Origin of the sequence: Methanohalophilus sp., assembly GCF_030156785.1 — an archaeon.
Classification (GTDB): Archaea; Halobacteriota; Methanosarcinia; order Methanosarcinales; family Methanosarcinaceae; genus Methanohalophilus.
On sequence record NZ_JASGLW010000015.1, the window covers coordinates 1 to 22,834 of the forward strand.

The window sequence follows — 22,834 nt, forward strand, 5'->3', positions numbered from 1 at the left end:
ACTTGACATCGGTGTAATTACCTCTGTACCAGGATGTGCAAAGGGTATTGCTGCAAAGATGAACATCGAGAAAGTTCTCGACATCGAAATCAACAGTTGCCAGAAATTCAGGGATATTACCCAGTAACTACAATGTATTTGCCTGCTGAAAAGCAGGCAGCATTTTTCTTTTTTATTTTCATTATCGCTTTTGTCTTCATATATTAATAAATAATATATACGGCGAGCACTATTTGTAATAGAATAGCATTATTGGATGGAGAATTTTAGTGGATTCCCTATATTTATTGCAAATGGCCCTCGCAGTAATATTGATGGCGCTCATTGCTCTTACTCTCAGCAATTGGTTAAAAGTCCCGTTACTGATTTTCCTATTGTTTGAAGGAATTATTGCAGGTCCTGAAGTGCTTGGAATAATTGATCCTACAGTTTTGGGAGATGGTCTCACAGCTATAGTTTCCCTTTGTGTCTCAGTAATTGTTTTTGACGGAGGATTAAATATTGATGTCCGGCACGTCAGGACAATTCAAAAATGTATTATACGCATGGTAACTGTGGGAGTTCTGATTACATTTATACTTGCTACATTTGCAAGCATGGTCGTGGCAGATCTGCCCTTTGAAATTGCTCTCCTATTTGGTGCACTTGTGACTGCAACAGGTCCTACTGTGATAACCCCGCTTGTAAGGCACGTTCGTGTTAGTCATAAGGTGAGCAAAGTACTGGAAGTGGAAGGTGTACTCAATGATGCTGCAAGTGTGATAGTTGCAGCACTGGCCTTTGAGTGGGTCACCTCTCAACTATCTGGAATTGAATTGATAGGTTTCTTTGCTTATCGAATATCCCTTGGAATTGCGATTGGTGTCATCAGTGGTATTATTCTAAAAAAATTACTTTCACAGACTTTCCTTTCAGAACAAACTGTCCGTTTACTGACCTTTGCAATGGTAATTGCAACATATGTAATTGCGGAATCTTTGGGTAATGAATCAGGTATCCTGGCAGTTGCCATTTTCGGAATCATTGTGGGTTCTTCCAATGTTCCTCATAAGTCTACACTAAAAGAATTCAAAGCTGATCTTGTACTAATGATGCTGTCTATAATTTTCATTCTTTTGGCATCATTTCTCAAGTTTGAATACATCATGCAGATCGGTCTTGCAGGTTTAATTGTTGTCCTTTTACTGATATTTGTGATCAGACCAATAATGGTTTTTATTTCTACATCATTCGGTTCGTTCAATACCAGGGAAAAACTGTTTATATCATTTGTAGGGCCCCGGGGAATAGTTCCGGCTTCAATTGCAACATATTTTGCAGCGAGACTCAATGAATTGGGTATGGAAGGCGGCAATGCGCTAGTGGGAATGATCTTTATTACCATCATTATTACAGTATTAATGACTGGTTTACTTACAAAATACGTCGCAAAATTCTTAGGAGTAATTCCAATGGAGATTCTTGTTGTAGGTGGAGGAGAAGTAGGAACAATTCTTGCTGAAAGGTTTGAAAAGAGGGGAGAAAACGTTATTGTAATTGATTCCTCTGAGGAAAACTGTACAAAATTGATGAAATCCAATATCAGGGCAATTCATGGTGATGCAGAGGATGTTAAAGTTCTGAAAGAAGCAGGCATTGAAAATGCCAAATATGTTGTTGCAACAACTGACCAAGATAATACAAACCTGCTTGTGTGCCAGATTGCAAAAACGAAATTTGGGTTAAAGGAAGATCAAATTGTTGCTAGGGTTAACAATATAGAAAATCTCCACGCTTTTTGGGACCTCGGCATACGCTCCATGAGCCCTGCCATGACAACAGCTCTTGTGCTGGATAACATGGTAGGAAGGCCGCATATGTTCTCTATGTGTGAAGTAGGCGAAGGGGCGGATATTCTTGAGGTACATGTAAGTAATCCGGAGGTTTCAGGTAAAGCCATAAAAGAACTCAAACTCCCTGAGAATAGTCTTCTTCTAATGGTCATGAGGGGCGACAAATCTTTCATTGCCAATGGTAACATCGTTCTTGAATACGGCGACATTGTTACCGTCATTGGTGAAGGCGATTCAGCTCAACGGGTTGCAGATTTGTTTGAAAAATAAAACTAATATTACTTTCAGGATGCTTTAAGTAGGTATATATCCTCCAAACACATACTACCTTTTACCTCCCTAAAATGGTAAAAACTGGAGGTCTGAGGTATTAGTATGGAAAGAATTGTTAAGGAAATTCAGGAGAGTTTTGAGCAGCTTGGAATTTCGATTCCTGCTGAACAAATTGAAGAGCGTCTGGATAAACTGCTTACGAAATTCAAAGTGCCGGAAGGCGAGGCACGCAGAACTGTTATTAATTATTTTTCAAAGGAATATGGAGTGGAAAAAGATCAACTTTTCAAGAAACAAACCGCAGAAAAATCCCATATCGGAGACATCACCAGTTCAGGTCAATGGTTAAATCTTCGTGTAAAAGTTCTCCAGTTGTGGGATAATACTAATGAGTCCATTTCTCAGGTTGGTCTTATTGGAGATGAGACCGGTAGTGTGAAATTTATTAAATGGGCACGTGATGCACTTCCTGACCTTGAAGAAGGGAAATCATATATTCTAAACAATGTTGTTACCAATGAGTGGAATGGGCGCTTTGAAATAACTCTTAATAAAACTACGACTATTAAAGCAATTTCAGAAGATGTAGTAGTTTCTTCCTCCTCTCCAACAGCTGATGTTAAGATTGGGGATATCAGTGAAGCAGGGCAATGGGTGAATATCTCTGCCAGAGTTCTTCAGATATGGGACAACACAAATGAATCCATATCTCAGGTAGGTCTTATTGGAGATGAAACTGGCAGCGTGAAGTTCATAAAATGGGCACGTGATGATCTTCCTGATCTTGAGGAAGGTAAATCCTATCGTTTTAACAACCTTGTTGTCAGCGAGTGGAACGGGCGTTTTGAGGTTGGGCTTAACCGTACCAGCAGCATTGAACCTCTTGCAGAGGACATTGAAATCAGACCTAGTTCTTTCACAGGTGCAATGGTAGGCATTCAGGAGGGATCCGGTTTGATCAAACGCTGCCCAGAGTGTAACCGGGCTCTTACAAAGGGCGCCTGTGTGGAGCACGGCAAAGTGGAAGGCAACTATGATATGCGAATCAAGGCGATACTTGATGATGGTAATCGTATTCAGGATGTGCTAATCGGAAGGGAATTGTCCGAGCAACTGATTGGCTTAAGTCTGGAAGAAGCTATAAGTCTCGCAGCAGATGAACTTGATCAGAGTGTCGTCTTAACACGCATGAGAGCTGAACTTATAGGTAAGTATTACAATGTTGAAGGTTCTCCCACAGAAAGATATTTGTTGGCGGATACTGTCAAAAAAGTTTCGGAGCTTGACATGTCGATTGTAGATGAACTTATCGATGAGCTGGAGGTGGAGTAAATGGCAGGTTATACACGTGAAGTTTCCAAAAGAGTTTTTGCACAGGAATTCCGCAATTCAGATTTGTCCTTCAGAGACGGAGATGATATTTATTCACCCCAGTATTTGCTTACCCCTACAGGAGCTAAAGTAAATCGTCTATTCCTTGTGGGAACACTGCTTGAAACAGAAAACATAGGAATGGAAAATGAATATTGGAGAGGCAGGGTTGCAGATCCAACGGGTTCTTTCCTGATTTATGCAGGCCAATACCAGCCGGATGCCGCCCATATTCTTGCGGAATGCGAAACTCCAGCATTTGTTTCAGTTGTAGGGAAACCAAGTACTTTTACAACGCCAGATGGTGATGTCCTGACTTCAATCCGACCGGAATCCATCAATATTGTTGATGAACAAACTCGCGATCTATGGATTCTTGATGCTGCACTCCATACCATAAAACGTATTAGGTCTCTTGACAGTAATGACGAATACATTAGCAGGGCAAAAGAACATTATAATACTGATGCCAAATATTATTCTAACATGGTTTTGGAAGCATTAAAAATCCTTAAAACCTGAGTTTTGTAATGAGGGATATGTGTTCCATATCCCATTTATTTTCAAATAGATGCCTAAATTAAGGGCATAAGGATTTGATTGGATAAGAATAACATGTCCCATTTGGGCTTGAACCAGTTTCAGCTAATTATTACTACGTTTTTTATTGGGGTATTATTGAGCTGATGAGATTATGAAATTCTGTGATAAAGCAACATTCTTAGTCACGAAGGTCATGAATATGATGTTCATACTAGAAACTCATCAGATGTGAAGGCATGATAGTGATTTTCATTTCTCATGTTCAAGGTTTCGTGAAAATGCAACATATTCACAACTGCTACCTTCAACTTCTACAAACTTAACTTCCACTTTTCCGCATTCAATGTTTATTTCCGCGATCATAGGATCCGACATCCTTGGCCGCGTAGGTGAACCCGGACATAGGAGTATTATGTCATTTTTTTCATATACCGGATGATGTATATGACCAAAAATCAGGATGTCAACACCCATCTCAAGAGCTTTGTACCTGAGGGCAGTTGTATTATTTATAGAAAGAGCTCCTTCATGGACGACTCCGATCTTGATCCCATCAACCTCGAATTTGAGGGTATTGGGAAGCAACTTTTTAACTTCATAGGGGTCGGTATTTCCATATACAGCCTTTAATTTTCCGCTGCTTTCAAATACTTTATATGCTTCAAAAGAATCAAAATCGCCAGCATGGACTACGATGTCATGATTTTTTATGGCGTCACTCAGACAATCGGGAATATTGCCAGACTTCAGATGCGTATCTGAAAGTGCAAGTATTTTCATGATTCCTCAATGGAGACTAAGATCCACAAGCTCATACTCGAGATTTTCCATTTCCAGACGGCTCATAATTGGTGGAATTTCTTCATCAATTGCAACAATAATAGATGAAACTCCATGGTAAGCTGCTTCTACAATCGATTCCTTTGCACCGAAGCGAACATCAGGTTCAACACCTATCTTACGCAACGATATAAGGGATTCTACTCCAATTGCACCAATATAATCTTTGGATTCTGTAAGAGTTTTAAGGCGTTTGAGATCGACATTACGTGATCCATTTCTTTCGCTGCGTGGGATTTTACAAACTGTTATAGCAGATATCTTAAGGTCTATCATCCCAGTAAGGTTTGTCACACCAACGTCTTCTCCCTTGTCAACTGCTGAGATAGTAATGCCTCTTGCTTCTACTTCATCGGTTTTACTGACGTAGAGAAGACCTTTTCTCATGTGAAGAAATACTTCATCTCCCTTTTCTAGTTTTTCATCTGCAATAGCTGTCCATGTAGAGACATGACTGATGATATCACTCATAACAAAATTAGCATATTTCTTCATATCGGAAGCATTTTCCAGAACCCATTCAACACCTTTTTTAGTTATCCTGTATCTTACTCTTCCATCAGAGTAAATATATCCTTCAGCAGTGAGATCTTTAATGTACTCGGAAACTGCCTGTGGAGTTACTCCGATTTTTTCGGCAATTTCCTTTTGCCTCACATTTGGCTGGTGAGCGGCAACTTCAATAAGTATCTGGAATTTAGTGATATCACTTTTACTTTGCAGAATTTCAATCATTTATCTTCCTCATTCATTTTGAGCCTTTGACCCATGACTGTCAACCTGTCAGAACGTCTTGCAAGCGATTTTATATATAGGGCACTCTTGTTAAGAGATCTTGTTAGTGAACTCATAGAATGATTGCCATTTTCAACTTCGCATTCAAGCTCTTTAATCAGATCCTTGATATCCTCATAAGGAGTAAATGCCAAGGTTATTATTTCACTAAGGTCTTCAAATGAACACTGAAAGTTTGCCTGTGCTTTAGAGTAAGATGAATGATATTCTTTTTCAGGAGTTTCTCCTGGTTTGGGCATTCGCCACTGGATTTCCAGCAAACCAGATCGTTTCAATATATTCAAACTCTCTTCAACATCAAAACCCATGGCTTCATCAAGCTGGGTTTTTGTTAACCATTCGGTAGTCAATGCGTTGAACACATCTTTATGTTCCTTTGACTGGAATGTTTGAAGGAGGGGGACTAGTTCTGAAGGGTCATTTATTATTCGGGTACGCCTTGGCATCATCATACCTCGGTTTTAACTATCATGGATTTAAGAATGAGCTTTCCCAATTTGCTTAGAATAATTGGTTTTAATGTTAATAAACCTTTCAATCAACTAATTACCGATAAGTTTATTCATTTCTGTTCTCAATTAAAGTAATATGCCCGTAACTCTTTGTGACACTATCCTCCAGCTTCTTGAAGGTGGCAAGCAATTATCCATCAGTCGTATCACCAGAGATCTAAAAAAAATGGATATTGAGGAGCACCGTCTTGTAATTACGGGGTATCTCAGGGCTCTTCGTGATGTAGGAAAGCTTGACGAAATTGAAGTTCCTCCTTCGAAGACCTACAAGCTTCTGGAAGAGCAAACAAAGGACGAAAAACATTTCTATTCGGTTTTTGAAAAAGCTCTCCAGCAGATTGAACCACACGATCGTTTCTATGTGGCTATTTATGTTAGTTCAAAGATTTTAGCAAGACCTGTTTTCAAGGAAGAACTTAAGCTTCTTGGAATTACCGAGAAGCTAATTAAAGCAGCAATGTATCAACCTTCAATTCCTGTAAAACAGATTTCTGAATCGCATTCTAAAAGTTTGCGTAAATTAATTACAAGAATTGAGATTCCAGAATCAGATCCGGCATATGAACTCAACGGCGAGAATGAAAAATTGCTTTCGGATTCATTTTCTGTATTGGTTGATGTTTCAAAAGAAGCACTGGATCTTCGCGGACTACTTCCAAAAAGCAAACAGGTATCAATTGAAAATTATTCATGAATGAAAGAATTGCTTCCTTCATTCGATGTAAATTGCAGGTCTAAAAGGTATTGCAAACCGTGCCTTGTTCTCGGGGTCATATGGATTATCTCCTTCATTGAAGACTTCCAGCTTGCATCCCAATTCCTTTTCAAAGAATCCATTTGCTTCATCAAAGACTTCTTTTTCTGTAAGAGTAAATCCTGACATTATCCTGAACTTTTCATCGTTCATGGCTTTGATATCCTCAACAAGCTTCTTTACAAATTTCGGGATCTCTTTTCCATAACGTTTCATTTCAGGATTCTTCATGAGTTCCTTAATAAGCACTCCTGGGTTCAGTTTTCCTTCGGCATGCATTGCAAGTGCCTTGTTGAAAGCTTCTGTCTTCCAGGCGGCTGCAGTATAAAGTATAACTCTTGAAGGACTGATGCCGGTAACTTTTATAATTTCCTCTACGTCAGAAAGTGTGCTATCTATGAGCTCTTCAGCGGCTTCCGCATTGTTATCCACAAGAGACTCGTCATACTCTGGATATGGTGCAAGGGATATCGGATCATCGACATCGTGGCCCATCTCAGCCCATATTTCTTCGCAAAGGTGGGGTGTAAACGGCGCCATCAATCTAACCCATGTATCAAGGATGCAGTACATATTTTTGCCGCCCCTGCGCTGGTACCACTTGACATCATTGAGCAGCAGGAAGAATGCATTCTGCAATGCCTGTCTTGTACGAATACTTTTCAGTGCCTCGTTGGTTTGCTGTATGCGGTACTGGAGGCGGCTCAGCATCCACCTGTCAACTGTAGTGTAATCATTTGCATCAGTTGGGCAAACACCGGATTCGATTACGTCTTTTACAAAACTGTAGAACCTGTCTATCTGGCGTCGTGCTGTCTCAACACCTTCATTCTTCCAGTCCGCATCCTGTGTCTGTTCGGCAGTTGAGAGAATATACATTCTGGTAATGTCCGCTCCGTATTTTTCAACAGCTTCCCTGAGGGTCAGAAGTGGACCCTTCGATTTGCTCATCTTCTGGCCTTCAAGAGATACGAATCCATTGATAGCAATTGAGCGAGGCCATTTGTCCTCCTCAAATATGGCAACATGATGGAAAAGGAAAAACAACAGGTGGTTTGGAATAAGATCCTTTCCTGAAGACCTGAGATCTACAGGATACCAATACTCAAAATCTTTTCTCATTTCCTCTATTGTAGCGGTATCAATTCCACTTTTCTCAGCCACATCTGCAACAGATCCCTTGCCAAGCAATACATAATCGAAAAGTTCGGGGACAAGCTGCTCACTGGTTATGCCATTTGCAAGGAACTTTGCAATAATATAATATGACATGTAGATAGTGGAATCACCAAGGGATTCGATAAGCCAGTCCTGATCAAAAGGCAACCTTGTTCCAAGACCTTTTTTCCTGGCACAGGCTTTGTCCTTAAGCCAGTCAACTTTGTTGTTGAACTCAACCCTGAGCTCTTCGGGGATTATATCCATTTTTTCAATGCATCGATAAACCTTATCTTTCCAAGTAGGATTCGAGTAGTTAAGGAACCACTGTCCTTTCACCATGTTTACAACACACGGTGTACCACAGCGGCAAATTACAGGCTCGCTAAATTCATAGAATATTTCTCCGACACCCTCACTAACCAGATCTCTTGTCAGGACATTCTTTATCTTTGAAACAGGCATTCCCGAGTACTTCCCGGTGTTCTCTTTCAGGACACCGCCATGGAATTCTCTGCGGTACACCACTTTGGTAGCATCTTCTGCTTTTGGATCATTCTGATCCACCACACCAAATTCTTCTACAGCTTCAATGGCGGGGAACTCTCCAAATTCAGGGACTTGTATGAGTGAAATAAGTTTTATGTCTCTTAGGTCTTCAGTTATCCCGTATTCAGATAGATCAGCATCGTAAAGGTCTTTTAACGCCAGGTAATCATATGGAGCATGTGCAGGAACACTCATGACAATGCCGCTTCCGTTGTCTCCCCTGACAAATGATGCCGGGAGGGTTATGACATTATCTTTTGTGAGCGGATTAGTTACTTTGATTCCAATGAAATCTTTTGCATCCACCTCTCCAATTAATTCGACTTCCCTGTCAGTGAAAGTAAGTTTGAAATAAGCGTCTTTACTGACTACCCAAATTTCATCAAGGTCATCTCTTTTTACCCTTGCTTTTACATATTCGACATCAGGATTGATCCAGAGATTTGTCACACCGAATGTAGTTTCAGGACGAAGGGTTGCACAGGGCAGAATGATTCCATTATAGGAAAATTTGATTAAGCTATAATCAACGATGGTTGCATCCTCGCCTTTAAGGATGTCATGGTCCTCAACTGGATTATTATCATTGGGGCACCATTTAACCGGATGTGAACCTTTCACAATGAGATTTTTCTCATATAGCAGGTTGTATTGCCACTCTATGAATTTTTTATATGGATCATCTGTGGTTGTGAATTTGCGTCTCCAGTCTATGGAATAACCGATTGAACGCATTGCTTTCTCAGATTCAACGCTGAAATAATCCACAATTTTCTGTGGATCGTCAAGTGTGGGAAGTATGTCTTCCGGAATCCGGTGGAACTTTGAGTAGACTTCCATTGTCTGGGGATCCCTGTTTTGAATAAGTTCTGCAAGACCGACGATTGGGGTACCAGTTACGTGGAAACCCATGGGATAGAGGACATTGTAACCCTGCATTCGCTTGTATCTTGCCACAACGTCACCGATTGTGAATGTGCGTGTATGACCCGCGTGGAGGTTCCCATTTAAGTACGGGTATGGTATGGTAATGAAATATTTCTCCCGGTCATCAGGTTCAGGTTCGAAAAACCTCTTTTCAGACCATATTTTTTGCCATTTTTCCTCAACTTTCTGCGGGTTATAATCTTCCATAAATTTCCCTCTGTTATTTGTAAAGGACTCTCCTTATATCTTCCACAGCAGCATCAACCACGATTGATTTGGAAGATACCGAAATCACCTCTTCAGGGTCTTTCAGGAGATGTCCGGTAGTAATACATGTAATAGTTTCATCAGTTCCAATAATTCCATTTTTAACCAGCTTTTTTAAACCGGCTATGGATGTAGCGCTTGCAGGTTCAACACCGATCCCTTCAAGTTGTGCAAGCTCTTTCTGTGCCTCGATTATTTCTTCGTCGGTAACACTTTCAGCCATCCCTTCTGATTCAGAAATAGCTCTTAGTGCTTTTTTGGCGTTTACAGGATTACCTATTCTGATAGCTGTAGCAATTGTCTCTGGATTTTTCTCTGGAATAATTTCATCCGTTCCGGCGCGGAACGCTTTGACTATGGGACAAACTCCCTCGGGCTGGATTCCAATCATTTTAGGTACTTTTTCTGTAATGCCAACTTTCATGAATTCCTTGAAACCCTTGTGGATGGCTGTAATGTTCCCTGCGTTACCCATGGGCACAAGCACCCTGTCCGGAACTCGCATATTCATTTGTTCCACCATTTCAAAAGCAATTGTCTTTTGTCCCTCGAGCCTGTATGGGTTGAGGGAATTGAGAAGATAAAATCCCTCCTCGTAGCAGAGTTGTTTTACAAGCCGAAGCGCATCATCAAAGTTACCTTTTATGCTGATGACCTTTGCACCGTGAATAAGTGCCTGCCCAAGTTTTCCGAGTGCGACTTTGCCTTCCGGAAGCAGGATTACTGCAGGAACGCCTGCTTTTGCACTGTATGTTGATATTGCTGCGGCAGTGTTTCCGGTGGAAGCACATGCAAGAGTCTTCATTCCAAGCTCAAGGGCTTTTGTTACTCCGCCTGTCATACCCCTGTCCTTGAAAGAGCCAGTAGGATTCATTCCTTCATGCTTGACGTATAGCTCCTTGATTCCAATCTTTTTGGCAAGCCTGTCACATTTGTAAAGCGGTGTGCCGCCTTCCTGAAGTGATGTAGCTTCTCCCTCAAATGGCAAGAGTTTCCTGTATTTCCAGACAGACAGGGGGATACCTTTCAGGTCATCAAGCGTAAAATCTATTCGGGAGTAGTCATAAATAACATCAAGCAACCCTCCGCATTCACATGTATAGAGTACTTCAGTGTTAGGGTATTCCTTTCCGCACTCGATACATTTCAGATAGTTCATCACAGTTCTCCTGACCTGATGGGCTTATAAGCAACTAATATAGATAACAGAATCTCCGAACTTATTCCGTTCTAGTATGTACTCATTATTAAAGCTATTTGTGCAGTTTCCTGTCAGGCATGTCCTTTCTTCCATGTTTTTACCGTTATGTTTATCATTCAGGCAATAATCAGTTGGTTTTGTCATGAAGAGGGAGATCGTAGAAGGTATTGTTTTTGTAGACGATTTGCAGGAGTTCCTGAATGAGATTCATTCCCTTGCAACCTCAAATGAAGTTATAATCCAGGCAATGGATGCAAGCAAGCTTGTGGGAATGTCTCATATTGATCTGGCAATGCGCAAAGCAATGCGGGCTTTTGAGGAACAGCAAAATGTAGCCCGTGATCTTGGGGTTGAGATAATGAGATATGCTTCAGGGAAACGCCAGATAGGGGAAGCATTCTCGCTGGGGCTTTCAGAAGGAGAGAACCATGTGGTTTTTGTGGTTCTGGGTGAGCTGGAAGAAGCAGTTTCCCGAACATCTGGTATGCTTCGTGAATTAATTGAAATATCACCGGTGCTAGAATTCAGACCGGATAAAAAAGCCATCCTGATGGAACATTTCGGGATTCAGGAAGCTGAAATTATTGCTGTAGGATACGAAAAACTGCCGGACCTTGTGCTTGAGAGAGTTGCATTGGTTGACGTGTTGAAGTGATGAATCTGAGATAGATAAACTTCGTTTTTTTTGTTAGGAGAACCTATCTTCCTAACTATTTCATTGATATCTTATTTTTCATGTTAACAACAAATAGTCTTCAACAAAAATAATGGCTCAGGCTGCAGATTTCGCATCTTCATTATTTTCTTCCATTTAGAATGACATTTTATTTATCTGATTCCACCAACGGAAAAACTTAACTTATCCCACATTATTACCGCATAAGAAATAATTGAGATGATATCATGCCCCACCCCAAGACAGCAGAAAACATGATAAAAAACGCAGGACCTATTGAAAATGAAGTTCTTCCTCACCTTATACATGTAACCGAGGCTGCAGCCATTGCGGCTGCACACCAGATAGGACGTGGTGACAAGAACTATGCGGATCAAGTTTCAGTGGCAGCCATGAGGAGGATGCTTAATTGTCTTGACATTAAAGGCGTTATCAAAATAGGGGAGGGGGAGCGTGATGAAGCTCCCATGCTCTATATTGGGGAAGAAGTAGGCACCGGGAAAAGTGATATTGAAGTCGATATCGCAGTTGATCCTCTTGAAGGCACCAATTTGACAGCAGATGGTATCCCAGGTTCCATCTCTGTTATGGCAATGGCTGAGCCCGGAGGTCTCTTCCACGGTCCGGATGTGTACATGGATAAGATTGTAGTGGGTCCAGAGGTTGTTAAATATGAACGTGAGCATCCCGATGAGCAAATAGATCTGGACGCACCTGTCAAACAGAATCTTGAGATAGTAGCACGTGCACTTGATCGCAGTATCGATGAGCTTGTAGTTGTAATTCTTGACAGGGAACGCCACAAGGAGAAGATAGAAGAAATTCGCAAGGCCGGTGCCCGCGTGAATCTTGTTTCAGACGGCGACCTTATGCCGGGTGTTGCCACAGCCATCAGGGGTTCAGGTATACATGTTGTAATGGGAGCGGGTGGCTCTGGAGAAGCAGTTCTCACTGCAGCAGCCATCAAAATTCTTGGGGGCAAGATTCTTGCCCGTCTGGTTCTCCCCAAGGTTGCCAATGGCAAATCACAGGAAGACATTGATAAGGAATATAAGGAAATAATGCCTCGCTTGAGAAAAATGGGAATCACCGAGGAAAATCTCAATGACATACTGGATACCGAAAAATTGGTTCCGGGTAAAGATGTCATCTTTGCTGCAACCGGTGTAACCAACGGTCATTTTCTAAAAGGCGCCAATCTTTTCGGCAAGGGTGATGCAAGAGTTCACAGTATCTCAATGGGAAGTTCTGGTGTCGTCAAGTTCACGGATACTGTCTACATTGCTGACAAAGAGGAAACCCCACTGCGTTTGTAAGTTTCATTCTCACGGAGTGAGCATTTAAGTGAAAGTATATCTTGCAACCTTTGGATGTGCGGCCAATCAGTCTTCATCCGAAATAATGGCAGCCCGGATTCTTGAGAAGGGTCATTCTCTGACACTTGAAGCAGATGCTGAAGTTGTAGTCTGCAACACCTGTACTGTGAAATATGCCACCGAGCAGAAAATTCTCCATAAAATCAGGCAATGGGGTATAGAAGGTAAAGAGGTATTAGTGACTGGCTGCATGCCTCAGGTGCAACTGGAAGATATTCTTGAAACAAATTCCGATGTACATGTCTTGGGTATTAACTCTATTGCTGATGTCTGTATGGCACTTGAGCGCATTGAATCCGGGGATAAAAGATTAAGAATTTTAACATCAGTACCTGAAGACTTTTTGAATGTCCCTCGCAAGCGCTTCCATTCATCCATTCACATCTGCCAGATTTCGCAGGGTTGTGACAATAGCTGTTCCTACTGCATCGTAACACTTGCAAGAGGTCCCCTGAAATCCTTTGAACCGAATGCAATTGTGGAAGATATCCGACAGGCTATCACGGAAGGATGCAGGGAAATATGGTTAACATCACAGGATGCTGCACAGTACGGAAATGATATTGGAACAAACATAGGAGAACTGCTGAAAAGGATTTCTGCACTAGAAGGGGATTTCCGGATTCGCGTGGGAATGATGAACCCATCTTCGGTAAATCCGATTCTGGAAGAACTTATAGAAGCATTCTCAGATCCCAAAATCTACAAACTGCTTCATCTTCCAATCCAGTCTGCTTCCAACATGATTCTCCGGAAGATGAACCGCCGTCACACAATTGAAGACGCAAACCGGATAATCAGACGCTTCAGGGAAACATTCCCGGAAAGCACCATTTTTACGGATATCATTGTGGGATTTCCAGGAGAATCCGATAAGGATGCTGCGTTAACTGAGGAGTGGGTAAAACAAATCCGACCGGACAAAGTGAATATTTCCCGCTACACTCCTCGACCGCACACCATTGCATGGAATTTCCGCAACATTGATTCAAGAATAGTCGTGGAAAGGTCAGGTCGGCTTCATAAACTATGTGATTCCATCAAACTCGAATCCAAGAAAAAAAAGGTTGGCTGGAAAGGAGAAGTATTCGTTTCCAAGAAAGCAAAAGTGAAAGGATTCATGACCCGTACGGACGCCTATCATCCGGTTGTGATACCACAGGAAGAAGGGATCACTGAGGGGCAAAGGCTAACCATAGAAATTACAGATGTCACGCCCGGATATTTTATAGGTAGGGTTTGCTAAAGGTTTATTTCGGTTTGTTTTGTTGATTTCTAGCAATTATTTCCCGGTTATATGATTTTACAATATCGCTTCTTGTTATAATACCCAGTAATTTATCTGGTTTACCTCTTGATACTACAGGCAACCTGCCAATGTCCCGGGCGGCAAGTCTTTTGAGAACCACATCAAGTGACTCGTCCGGATATGCTGTTACAACGTCTTTTGTAGCTATAGTCTTGATTAATTTCCCAAGTTCACCATGTGGTACTTTATCTCGCATATCATGAAGTGTAACTATTCCGACAAGCTGCCCGTTCTGGTTCAATACAGGAAATCCTGCATGCTTGCTTTTTTGCATAAGCCTGAGAAGATCCGCTGCAGTGTCGTTTTCATTTAGCGTAAGCACATCTTTTACCATATTGTCGCTGACTTTCATGGCTTCCATTACGTTAATCTCAGTACCATCCCTTATCGAATGCCCTCTTCTTCGCAGCGTTTCGGTAAATATCGAATCTCCTTGCAGAGAAGATGATATAGTTTTGCTAATCACGCATGCTGCCATAAGGGGGAGAATCAGGTTGTAGTCCCGTGTAAGTTCAAAAAGGATCAACATTGCAGTTAAGGGTGCATGTGCAGTACCTGCAAAAACCGCTCCCATACCTACAAGTGCATAAGCTCCTGAAGGTGCAGTGGATGCAGGGAATAAAACGTTAACTATAATCCCAAATGCTCCACCCATCATTGAGCCCACAAAAAGAGATGGCACAATAGCACCACCAGAACCTCCAGACCCCACAGTTAATGAAAAAGCGATGATTTTAAGGATCAATAGATATATTAACAGGGTGATTACCAGTTCTCCTTCCAGTGCTGATGTTATTGTCGCGTATCCGATTCCGAAAACCTGTGGGTATGAATACCCGATAAATCCAACTCCCAATCCACCAATTGCCGGTTTTAGTATTGGATGAGTTGGCATCTTTTGAAAAATATCATGGCTAAAATACGTTGTTTTGATGAGGATTACCGACACAATTCCTGCAAAAGCACCCAATATAACATAGAGGACTAATTCCAGAAGTGGGTCTACAAGCCCATAATATGATACCTGAATGGGATTTGCCTTGAATACAATGGTTGATACCAGCGCTGCAAATACTGCTGAGAGAACTACAGGAATAAAGGTCTTTGATTCCAGTTTCCCGATTATTACTTCCACTACAAAAACAACACCTGCAAGAGGGGCATTAAAGGCAGCAGCGATACCGCCTGAAGCCCCGCAGGATATCAAAGTCCTAAAACGATTATCGGGGCTTTTCAGGAATCCTGCTACAGATGAACCGACCCCCGTGCCGGCAAGAACTCCAGGTGCTTCTTTCCCGACAGATCCTCCCGTGCTGATTGAGATTATTGACAGGAATACTTCGTAAAAGGCATTTATTGCAGGGATTTTTCCTCCATGCAGTGCAGTTGCTTCAATTACATCAGGAATACCACATCTTTTGTTACTTAGCCGGTGGGATAATAATCCAATCAATAGGCCACCAAAAGCCGGAAGCACGATAACATACCATGAAATTCCCCAGTTTTTCCCGAAAAAAAACCTGGTTGCAAAAAAAGTAGCCTGCTCATAAAAAACAAAGACAATTCCTGTAAGTATACCTACAAGTATTGCAAGGGAATTTGAAACAATTCCTTCTGTATAAAATCTTTGGATAATTATTTCTTTCAGTTTGTACAATGCAGGTCTCTCTTTGCATGAATATCGGTATTCTGAAAAAGGTTATGCTTCATTTTTTCATCAAATCAAGCACATCACAAACCTTATTTGCAGTGTCTATGACGGTTTTCATACCCTCGTTGTCATCTGCGGATGGCTTACGGGTAATACCTCCGAAGTGCCCGCCATCCCCTACAACGATCATGCCGTGTATGTGCATCCAATCATGTATCACCTGTATTGTCTTTTCCTGACCGCCATTTCTTGAACCGCCTACTGCCATTGCAGCTCCTATTTTGTTTGCAAGCCTGAAATTGTGGCGCCTGTGCAATACACTCCTATCTAAGAGGGCTTTGAGTTGGGCGGTGGGGCTGCCAAAATAAACAGGGGATGCAACAATGATAGCGTTGGCCTCCACAAGCTTGTCATAGACATCTGTCATATCATCCTTAATGCTACATTCATCATTATCATAACATCTGCCACATGCTGTACAGGGTTTAATGTTGTTTTCAGAAATGTATACGTGATCCGTTTCAAATCCCCTTTCTTGCGCAATTTTCAAGGCTTCTTCGATCATGTTTTCGGTGTTACCACCTGATTTAGGGCTACCAGATATTCCAAGTACTTTCATAAAATCACCTGCATCTGCATACAGTTTATCTCATTATTAGCTTTTGGGTTTTGGCCTACTAATTTATTTATTATTGAAACGTCTACTTAATAGACTATACACATGGGTATGCTCATGCTTAATAAACTTTTTAATCCCGCATCAGTAGCGGTCATCGGTGCATCTCGCACAAAGGGAAAAGTGGGTCGTGTGGTATTGGAGAATCTTATGCTTGATTTCGGAGGGAAAATATATCCGGTAAACCCATCGGTATCTGAAATTTGTAATCTACGGTCTTATCCTTCAATAGATGCCATTCCAGAAAGAGTAGATTTAGCAGTGATTGTCGTTCCTGCGAAAATAGTTCCGTCTGTGATGGAAAGTTGTGGAAAAGCAGGGGTTAGTTTTGTTGTTGTAATTTCAGCAGGTTTCAAGGAGGCAGGGATTGAGGGTTCTAGGCTTGAAAGACAATGTGTTGAAATCGCAAGCAGGTACGGTATGAAAATGGTAGGACCCAATTGTCTTGGAATCATCAATCCTCTTGCAGGGTTAAATGCCACTTTCGCCGCATCAATGGCAAAGCCGGGAAATATTGCCCTTATGTCACAGTCAGGTGCAATATGCACTTCAGCCCTTGATTGGGCGGAAGAGAGAGGTGTTGGTTTTTCAAGGTTTGTGAGCCTCGGCAACAAGGCAGATCTTGATGAAAATGATTTTCTCCTTGAATTTGCCGAAAATCCCGATACAAAAGTTATTGCAGCATACCTTGAAGGTGTAAAAAACGGTCCTGAATTCGTGAAAATTGCCAGGGACGTATCATTAAAAAAACCGGTGATAGTGGTAAAATCAGGCAGGACTTCGGCAGGTTCGCGAGCGGTTTCATCCCACACAGGTACACTGGCCGGTTCGGATCAGGCTTATAATGCGGCATTTTCAAGCAGCGGTGTTCTGCGAGCAACTTCCATGGAAGAAATGTTTGATTATATGCGTGCTTTTTCGTCTCAGCCTTTGCCAACCGGGCGCAATATTGCCATCCTGACCAATGCCGGAGGACTCGGGATACTTGCGGCAGATGCCTGTCTTACCGAAGGACTATCTCTTGCCTCTTTTGAGGAAGAAACCATTGAGAAATTGCGGGAAAAATTACCTGATGCAGCCAGCCTTTATAATCCGGTGGATGTTCTGGGAGATGCATCTGCGGAGCTTTATGGTTATGCCCTAAAGGTGGTAATCTCAGACCCTAATGTACACGGTGTTATTGTCCTGACATCGCCTCAGGCGATGACTGATGTGGAAAGCATCGCAAAAACGATTGCCGATTTATCTCCTGAAAAACCACTTTTGTGCAGTTTTGTGGGAGGAACGCGCGTAAGGCAGGGATTATCAATCCTTGACAATAGCGGTTATCCGGGCTACCAATTCCCTGAAAAAGCAGTTTCCAGTATGCGAGCTCTTTGTGATTATAGAGATATCAGGAACCATGTTTATGACAAACCACAAACATTAGATGTAGACAGATCGGCAGTTTCCAATGTGTTTAATCGTGCATCACGGGAAAACAGGAGACTACTTGGTCTTGAATCATTTGATCTCTTGCGCTCCTACGGTATTCCGGTAGTACCTACCGCATCGGCATCCAATGCAAAAGAGGCAGCTAAGCAGGCAGAAAAAATAGGATATCCAGTGGTAATGAAAATCATGTCCCCTGATATCTCTCATAAAACAGATGTTGGAGGAGTTCGTCTTAACCTGAAAGATGCCGGAGAAGTGGAACGTGCTTACTACACCATGATATCAAATACTCGACGGTACATGCCTTCTGCAAGGATTCAAGGTGTTCAGGTGCAGAAGATGATCAGTGGGGGTATTGAAGTTATCATTGGCATGAACCGTGACGTCCAGTTTGGGCCGCTGCTTATGTTCGGATTGGGAGGAACCTATGTGGAAGTGCTAAAGGACGTTGCATTCCGTCTTGCTCCACTCAGCAAAAAAGAAGCCCATTCTATGATAGCCTCCATCAAAACATATCCTTTACTAACAGGTGTTCGGGGCGAGCGCCCGTATGATATTGAGTCAGTAGCGGATGTATTATGCCGTGTATCCCAGCTTGTATATGAAAATCCCGAATTGCTTGAATTTGAGATTAATCCTCTCATGGTATTGCCAGAGGGTGAAGGCTGTGTTGCCATGGACATGCGCGGAACAATTGAGAGCAAGAGGGCTGATATATGAAACATTTCGATAATTTAGCGGAGGGTAACCAATGGGTTCGATTCTTATAAGTTCTTCTGAACAGTATTCCGGAAAAAGTTCGCTGTGTATAGGGCTTGCTGTAATTCTCAAAAAGAGAGGTTTTTCAGTCGGGTACATGAAACCAGTCGGGAATTTACTTGTGGAGGTAGATGGCACACTTTCAGATGAGGATTCAGAACAAGCTCTCCAGATTCTGGGTCTTGCGGATGATCGCCATTATATAACTCCTGTAATACTGACAGAAAACCTAATCGAAGATGCACTTCATGATGAAGATGGGCACCTTGAGGAAAGGATCCTTCATGCCTATTCTCAGATTGCAGAAGGAAAAGATGCGATTTTAATCGAAGGCAGTGGCGGCATAGGTGGTGGCATTATGTATAACCTATCCGATCCACATGTTGCTTCAATTCTGCATACCAGAATTCTCTTGGTTACCCGCTACGATTCGATACAGGCAATAGACCGGATTCTCTGTGACATAAAACTTATTCCCGATTCCCAGATGCTTGCCGGCGTAATCCTGAATGAAGTGGAGGAAAACGATCTAAAACAGGTTCGTGAACAGGTTGTTCCCTTCCTGAAACGCAAAGAAATTAAAGTTCATGGGATAATCCCTAAAGATAGGACTTTGCGCTCGGTATCAATCTCAGAGATAGTGGAAAACCTTCATGGTGACGTCCTTTCAGGAACAGAGAATTTGGGGAAATTAGTTGACCATTACCTTGTGGGTGCAATGGAAGTAAATTCCGCAATAAAGTATTTCAGGCGTACTCCAAACAGTGTGGTTATAACAGGAGGGGACCGCTCTGATTTACAGATGGCAGCTATCGAAGCAGGCGTGAAAGCACTGGTACTTACGGGGAATCTCCGACCAAGTGAAGCTGTACTTGGAAGTGCTGACGAAGCAGGAGTCCCAATTGTTCTTGTAAGAGAAGACACCATGTCAACCATCGAAAGGATGGAATCTTTGATTGGTCATATCCGGATCGGCCAGAATGCAAAACTATCAAGAATCGTGGAACTAATTGAAGATAACGTAGACATAGATGCCATAATTTCCACTATGGATATCAGAGAGGAATAACTATATAGATACACGTAGATTTTAGCCTCATAAAGGATATCATAATTGGTTTGTATTGGTGATGAATACCGTGACAACAAAAGAATATCTCACGATTGATAATTTTGATGTTGACGATAAAACTGTTCTTGTAAGGGTGGATATCAATACACCTATGGATCCTTATGGAAATATACTGGAAGACATGCGTATCGTCAGTCACATCCCAACAATTAAGGATCTTTCCAATGCTAAAGTTGTTCTTCTTGCTCATCAGAGTAGACCGGGAAAAAGCGATTTCACTACCATGAAGCCTCATTCCGAAAAGCTGTCCTATTACCTTGGCAAACATGTGGAGTATGTAGATGATATTTTTGGGAGCCATGCACGATCAAAAATAGATTCCATGGAAAAAGGGGATGTTATATTACTTGAAAATGTGCGATTCTATTCCGAAGAAACAATCTCAAGATCTGCAGAAGAACACTCAAATACTCACATGGTAAGAAACCTCCTGCCGCATATTGATATATTCCTCAACGATGCCTTTGCTGTATCACATCGTTCCCATCTTTCTCTTATGGGTTTTACCACCGTGGTTCCAAGTGGTGCCGGAAGGTTGGTTGAGAAAGAAATCGAAGCGTTGGACAGAGGTATCAAACGAGGTGGAAATCCCTGTATATTTGTATTGGGTGGGGCAAAAGTAGACGATTCCATGAAGGTAGCTGAAAACGTCCTTTCCAATGGCGGAGCGGACAGGGTTCTGGTCACGGGAGTTGTCGCTAATGTAATGCTAGCAGCATCCGGTGTGGATATTGGCAAACGAAACATGGATTTCATTAGATCTCAGGGTCATGCGGATCAAATTGAAGTGGCAAAGGGTCTGCTTGATAGATTTAATGGCAAAATCGGGATGCCAATGGACGTCGCACTAAATGATGGTGGCAAACGTGTAGAAGTCCGTGTCGAAGATGTTGCAGATTTCGATCTACCAATAAACGATATTGGTTTGGAAACAATTGTAGCTTACTCATCTGAGATAAGTTCTGCAAAAACCGTAGTTCTCAACGGTCCTGCAGGAGTTTCGGAACTTCAGGGTTTTGAATTGGGAACCTATGAAATAATCAAAGCTGCAACCAAAGCAGATTATTCAGTTGCCGGTGGTGGACACATTTCTGCCGAAGTCCGTGAAATGGGGTTTGAAAATAGCTTCTCACACATTAGCACCGGCGGTGGTTCATGTATTAGTTATCTTGCCGGAGACAAATTGCCGGCAATTGAGGCTCTTTACACGGCTGCACAATCATATAGGAAAACTAAATAATTGAGGAGTTTTTCATGCTGAATGCAAAAGAAGGTGAGCTTGCAATAGCACTTGCAAGGAAAACAATTGAAGAATATCTTAAGACCGGAAAGCGACTGAATCCCAAGGACGAAAAACTTCCACCAACTTTTAATGAGTTTAGAGGCGTTTTTGTGACTCTTAACAAAAACGGAAATTTAAGGGGATGTATAGGTCATCCATATCCGGATTCCATTCTTCAGTACGCATTGGTTGATTCTGCGATTTCGGCAGCAACCCGTGATCCGCGTTTTCCGCCAGTAACCTTAGATGAATTGTCTTCCATAACAATCGAAGTTTCCATTCTAACCCCCCCGGAAAAGATTAATGCTCCTCCGCAGAAACTGCCCCAGCTAATTGAGATCGGAAGACATGGCCTCATTGTAAAACAGGGGATATATCAGGGTTTGCTCCTCCCGCAGGTAGCACCTGAAAATAAATTTGATGCGGTAGATTTTCTCAGCCATACATGCATCAAGGCAGGTTTACCACCGGATGCATGGCTTACAGGTGCTGAAGTGTACTGGTTTGAAGGACAGATTTTTTCGGAAGAATCACCTGGCGGTGAAGTTGTGGAAAAGAAGTTCTGATACCATCTTATTCTTTTTGATCAAGGAATGCGAGGAGATCTTCAACACTTTTGTAGATCCCCATAGCACATTCTTCGATCATCAGATTAACAGTTCCTTCGATGCCAAGGGTGCGGAAATCCGTTCTCAGACCAACTACAGGAATGCCTCTTGCCCATGCATAACCGATTTCCCATGCAGTTCCTGAATCAACATCACATCCCCCATCAAGAATGGCAACAACAAGGTTTGATTTGTCAATTCCACAAACATTTTTTCTGAAAAGGACGCGACTGTCCAGTTTTTCCCTGCTTTTAGAATTGTCTGAAGAATCTTCCTGAGGCAGGAACGCTTCATATCCTGCATTCTTTAACATCCCTGCAAGCTTAATGTTGAATTCCCGTTCGGCTTCTGAGAAGAGGGGACCTGCAAGATAGATGAGTCCTTTCATATACGATTACCTCGTTTATTTAATAACAACCTTAATTAGTAGTAGGGAAATACATGGGGTTTATGAAAAATAAGGTTAATGTAGCGATAATCGGAGCTTCCGGTTATACCGGGGGAGAGTTAATGCGCCTTCTTCTCAATCACCCAAGTATGGCTGTAACCATGGCTACATCCCGCAGGTTTGCGGGACAGCCGGTGTCTTCGGTACACAAAAACCTCGATGGTCTGGTGGATCTGTATCGCAAAACCAGAAGTCAGGGTTTTGGCAGCGAAGTAAAACGGCGAATTATGCTGGGAACTTACGCTTTAAGCTCCGGTTACTATGATGCCTACTATAAAAAAGCTATGCAGGTGCGGACTCTGATCAAAACTGATTTTGATGAAGTCTTTAAAAATTGTGATGTACTCTTAACACCAACTTCACCAACTACAGCTTTTGGGATTGGCGAAAAAACCAGCAATCCTTTAGAGATGTATTTGAGTGATATTTATACGGTTCCGGTTAATATTGCTGGAATTCCG

The 22,834-nt window shown here is 42.0% G+C and carries 21 protein-coding genes; 13 read left to right on the forward strand and 8 right to left on the reverse strand.

Annotated features, from left to right (window positions below; all coding sequences use genetic code 11):
- The first annotated feature begins 7 nt into the window (after positions 1-7).
- From PWQ49_RS07880 to PWQ49_RS07895, 4 genes are all read left to right on the forward strand, one after another.
- A complete protein-coding gene (locus PWQ49_RS07880; RefSeq protein WP_300609730.1) occupies positions 8-127 on the forward strand; it encodes a hypothetical protein in 120 nt (39 codons plus the stop codon).
- A 166-nt stretch (positions 128-293) separates the two neighbouring features.
- A complete protein-coding gene (locus tag PWQ49_RS07885; protein ID WP_300609731.1) occupies positions 294-2,102 on the forward strand; it encodes a cation:proton antiporter in 1,809 nt (602 codons plus the stop codon).
- A 105-nt stretch (positions 2,103-2,207) separates the two neighbouring features.
- Positions 2,208-3,437 carry a replication protein A gene (locus tag PWQ49_RS07890; RefSeq protein ID WP_300609696.1) on the forward strand — a complete coding sequence of 410 codons (1,230 nt, stop codon included), beginning with the start codon at positions 2,208-2,210 and terminating at the stop codon, positions 3,435-3,437.
- Positions 3,438-3,998 carry an RPA family protein gene (locus PWQ49_RS07895; RefSeq protein ID WP_300609698.1) on the forward strand — a complete coding sequence of 187 codons (561 nt, stop codon included), beginning with the start codon at positions 3,438-3,440 and terminating at the stop codon, positions 3,996-3,998.
- Between the two features lie 270 nt (positions 3,999-4,268).
- On the opposite strand, the gene PWQ49_RS07900 is transcribed toward PWQ49_RS07895, so the two are convergent.
- The 3 genes from PWQ49_RS07900 to PWQ49_RS07910 are packed head-to-tail and all read right to left on the reverse strand — an operon-like array spanning position 4,269 to position 6,100.
- Positions 4,269-4,799 (reverse strand): metallophosphoesterase, encoded by a 531-nt coding sequence (locus PWQ49_RS07900; protein WP_300609700.1) that lies wholly within the window; start codon positions 4,797-4,799, stop codon positions 4,269-4,271.
- Positions 4,800-4,805: 6 nt separating this feature from the next.
- Positions 4,806-5,594, reverse strand: a complete 789-nt coding sequence (locus tag PWQ49_RS07905; RefSeq protein WP_300609702.1) for a winged helix-turn-helix transcriptional regulator — start codon at positions 5,592-5,594, stop codon at positions 4,806-4,808.
- The gene (locus tag PWQ49_RS07910) at positions 5,591-6,100 is read right to left on the reverse strand and encodes an ArsR family transcriptional regulator (RefSeq protein ID WP_300609733.1); all 510 of its coding nucleotides are present in this window, start codon (positions 6,098-6,100) and stop codon (positions 5,591-5,593) included. Before PWQ49_RS07910 ends, PWQ49_RS07905 begins: the two co-directional genes overlap by 4 nt.
- A gap of 142 nt (positions 6,101-6,242) precedes the next feature.
- Between PWQ49_RS07910 and PWQ49_RS07915 the strand changes: the two genes are divergently transcribed.
- Entirely contained in the window at positions 6,243-6,860 is a 618-nt protein-coding gene (locus tag PWQ49_RS07915; protein ID WP_300609704.1) for a hypothetical protein, read from the forward strand.
- Positions 6,861-6,878: 18 nt separating this feature from the next.
- Here PWQ49_RS07915 and leuS read toward each other — a convergent pair whose 3' ends face one another.
- Complete coding sequence (gene leuS, locus PWQ49_RS07920; protein WP_300609706.1) at positions 6,879-9,761, reverse strand: leucine--tRNA ligase; 2,883 nt, start codon at positions 9,759-9,761, stop codon at positions 6,879-6,881.
- 13 nt (positions 9,762-9,774) lie between these two features.
- On the reverse strand, positions 9,775-10,980 hold the full coding sequence (gene thrC, locus PWQ49_RS07925) for a threonine synthase (RefSeq protein ID WP_300609707.1): 1,206 nt from the start codon (positions 10,978-10,980) through the stop codon (positions 9,775-9,777).
- A gap of 184 nt (positions 10,981-11,164) precedes the next feature.
- Here thrC and cgi121 point away from each other — a divergent pair, with 184 nt between their 5' ends.
- From cgi121 to PWQ49_RS07940, 3 genes are all read left to right on the forward strand, one after another.
- Positions 11,165-11,677 (forward strand): KEOPS complex subunit Cgi121, encoded by a 513-nt coding sequence (gene cgi121, locus PWQ49_RS07930; protein ID WP_300609709.1) that lies wholly within the window; start codon positions 11,165-11,167, stop codon positions 11,675-11,677.
- Positions 11,678-11,925: 248 nt separating this feature from the next.
- A complete protein-coding gene (gene glpX, locus PWQ49_RS07935) occupies positions 11,926-13,014 on the forward strand; it encodes a class II fructose-bisphosphatase (RefSeq protein WP_300609710.1) in 1,089 nt (362 codons plus the stop codon).
- Between the two features lie 28 nt (positions 13,015-13,042).
- Positions 13,043-14,320 carry a tRNA (N(6)-L-threonylcarbamoyladenosine(37)-C(2))-methylthiotransferase gene (locus tag PWQ49_RS07940; RefSeq protein WP_300609712.1) on the forward strand — a complete coding sequence of 426 codons (1,278 nt, stop codon included), beginning with the start codon at positions 13,043-13,045 and terminating at the stop codon, positions 14,318-14,320.
- Positions 14,321-14,324: 4 nt separating this feature from the next.
- On the opposite strand, the gene PWQ49_RS07945 is transcribed toward PWQ49_RS07940, so the two are convergent.
- Entirely contained in the window at positions 14,325-16,040 is a 1,716-nt protein-coding gene (locus PWQ49_RS07945; RefSeq protein WP_300609714.1) for a chloride channel protein, read from the reverse strand.
- Between the two features lie 49 nt (positions 16,041-16,089).
- Positions 16,090-16,653: a flavodoxin family protein gene (locus tag PWQ49_RS07950; RefSeq protein WP_300609716.1), complete on the reverse strand. Its 564-nt coding sequence runs from the start codon at positions 16,651-16,653 to the stop codon at positions 16,090-16,092.
- Positions 16,654-16,767: 114 nt separating this feature from the next.
- On the opposite strand from PWQ49_RS07950, the gene acs reads away from it, so the two are divergent.
- Genes acs through PWQ49_RS07970 form a run of 4 tightly spaced genes read left to right on the forward strand, consistent with a single transcriptional unit; the run spans position 16,768 to position 21,883 of the window.
- The gene (gene acs, locus PWQ49_RS07955; protein ID WP_300609718.1) at positions 16,768-18,864 is read left to right on the forward strand and encodes an acetate--CoA ligase alpha subunit; all 2,097 of its coding nucleotides are present in this window, start codon (positions 16,768-16,770) and stop codon (positions 18,862-18,864) included.
- 31 nt (positions 18,865-18,895) lie between these two features.
- The gene (locus PWQ49_RS07960; protein WP_300609720.1) at positions 18,896-19,972 is read left to right on the forward strand and encodes a phosphotransacetylase family protein; all 1,077 of its coding nucleotides are present in this window, start codon (positions 18,896-18,898) and stop codon (positions 19,970-19,972) included.
- Positions 19,973-20,030: 58 nt separating this feature from the next.
- The gene (gene pgk, locus PWQ49_RS07965; RefSeq protein ID WP_300609722.1) at positions 20,031-21,275 is read left to right on the forward strand and encodes a phosphoglycerate kinase; all 1,245 of its coding nucleotides are present in this window, start codon (positions 20,031-20,033) and stop codon (positions 21,273-21,275) included.
- Between the two features lie 14 nt (positions 21,276-21,289).
- The gene (locus tag PWQ49_RS07970; protein ID WP_300609724.1) at positions 21,290-21,883 is read left to right on the forward strand and encodes a TIGR00296 family protein; all 594 of its coding nucleotides are present in this window, start codon (positions 21,290-21,292) and stop codon (positions 21,881-21,883) included.
- A gap of 7 nt (positions 21,884-21,890) precedes the next feature.
- Here the strand turns inward: PWQ49_RS07970 and PWQ49_RS07975 are convergent, their stop codons facing one another.
- Complete coding sequence (locus PWQ49_RS07975; RefSeq protein ID WP_300609726.1) at positions 21,891-22,313, reverse strand: nucleoside 2-deoxyribosyltransferase; 423 nt, start codon at positions 22,311-22,313, stop codon at positions 21,891-21,893.
- Positions 22,314-22,375: 62 nt separating this feature from the next.
- Between PWQ49_RS07975 and PWQ49_RS07980 the strand changes: the two genes are divergently transcribed.
- A partial coding sequence (locus PWQ49_RS07980) for an amidase family protein (protein WP_300609728.1) occupies positions 22,376-22,834 on the forward strand: 459 nt, incomplete at its 3' end.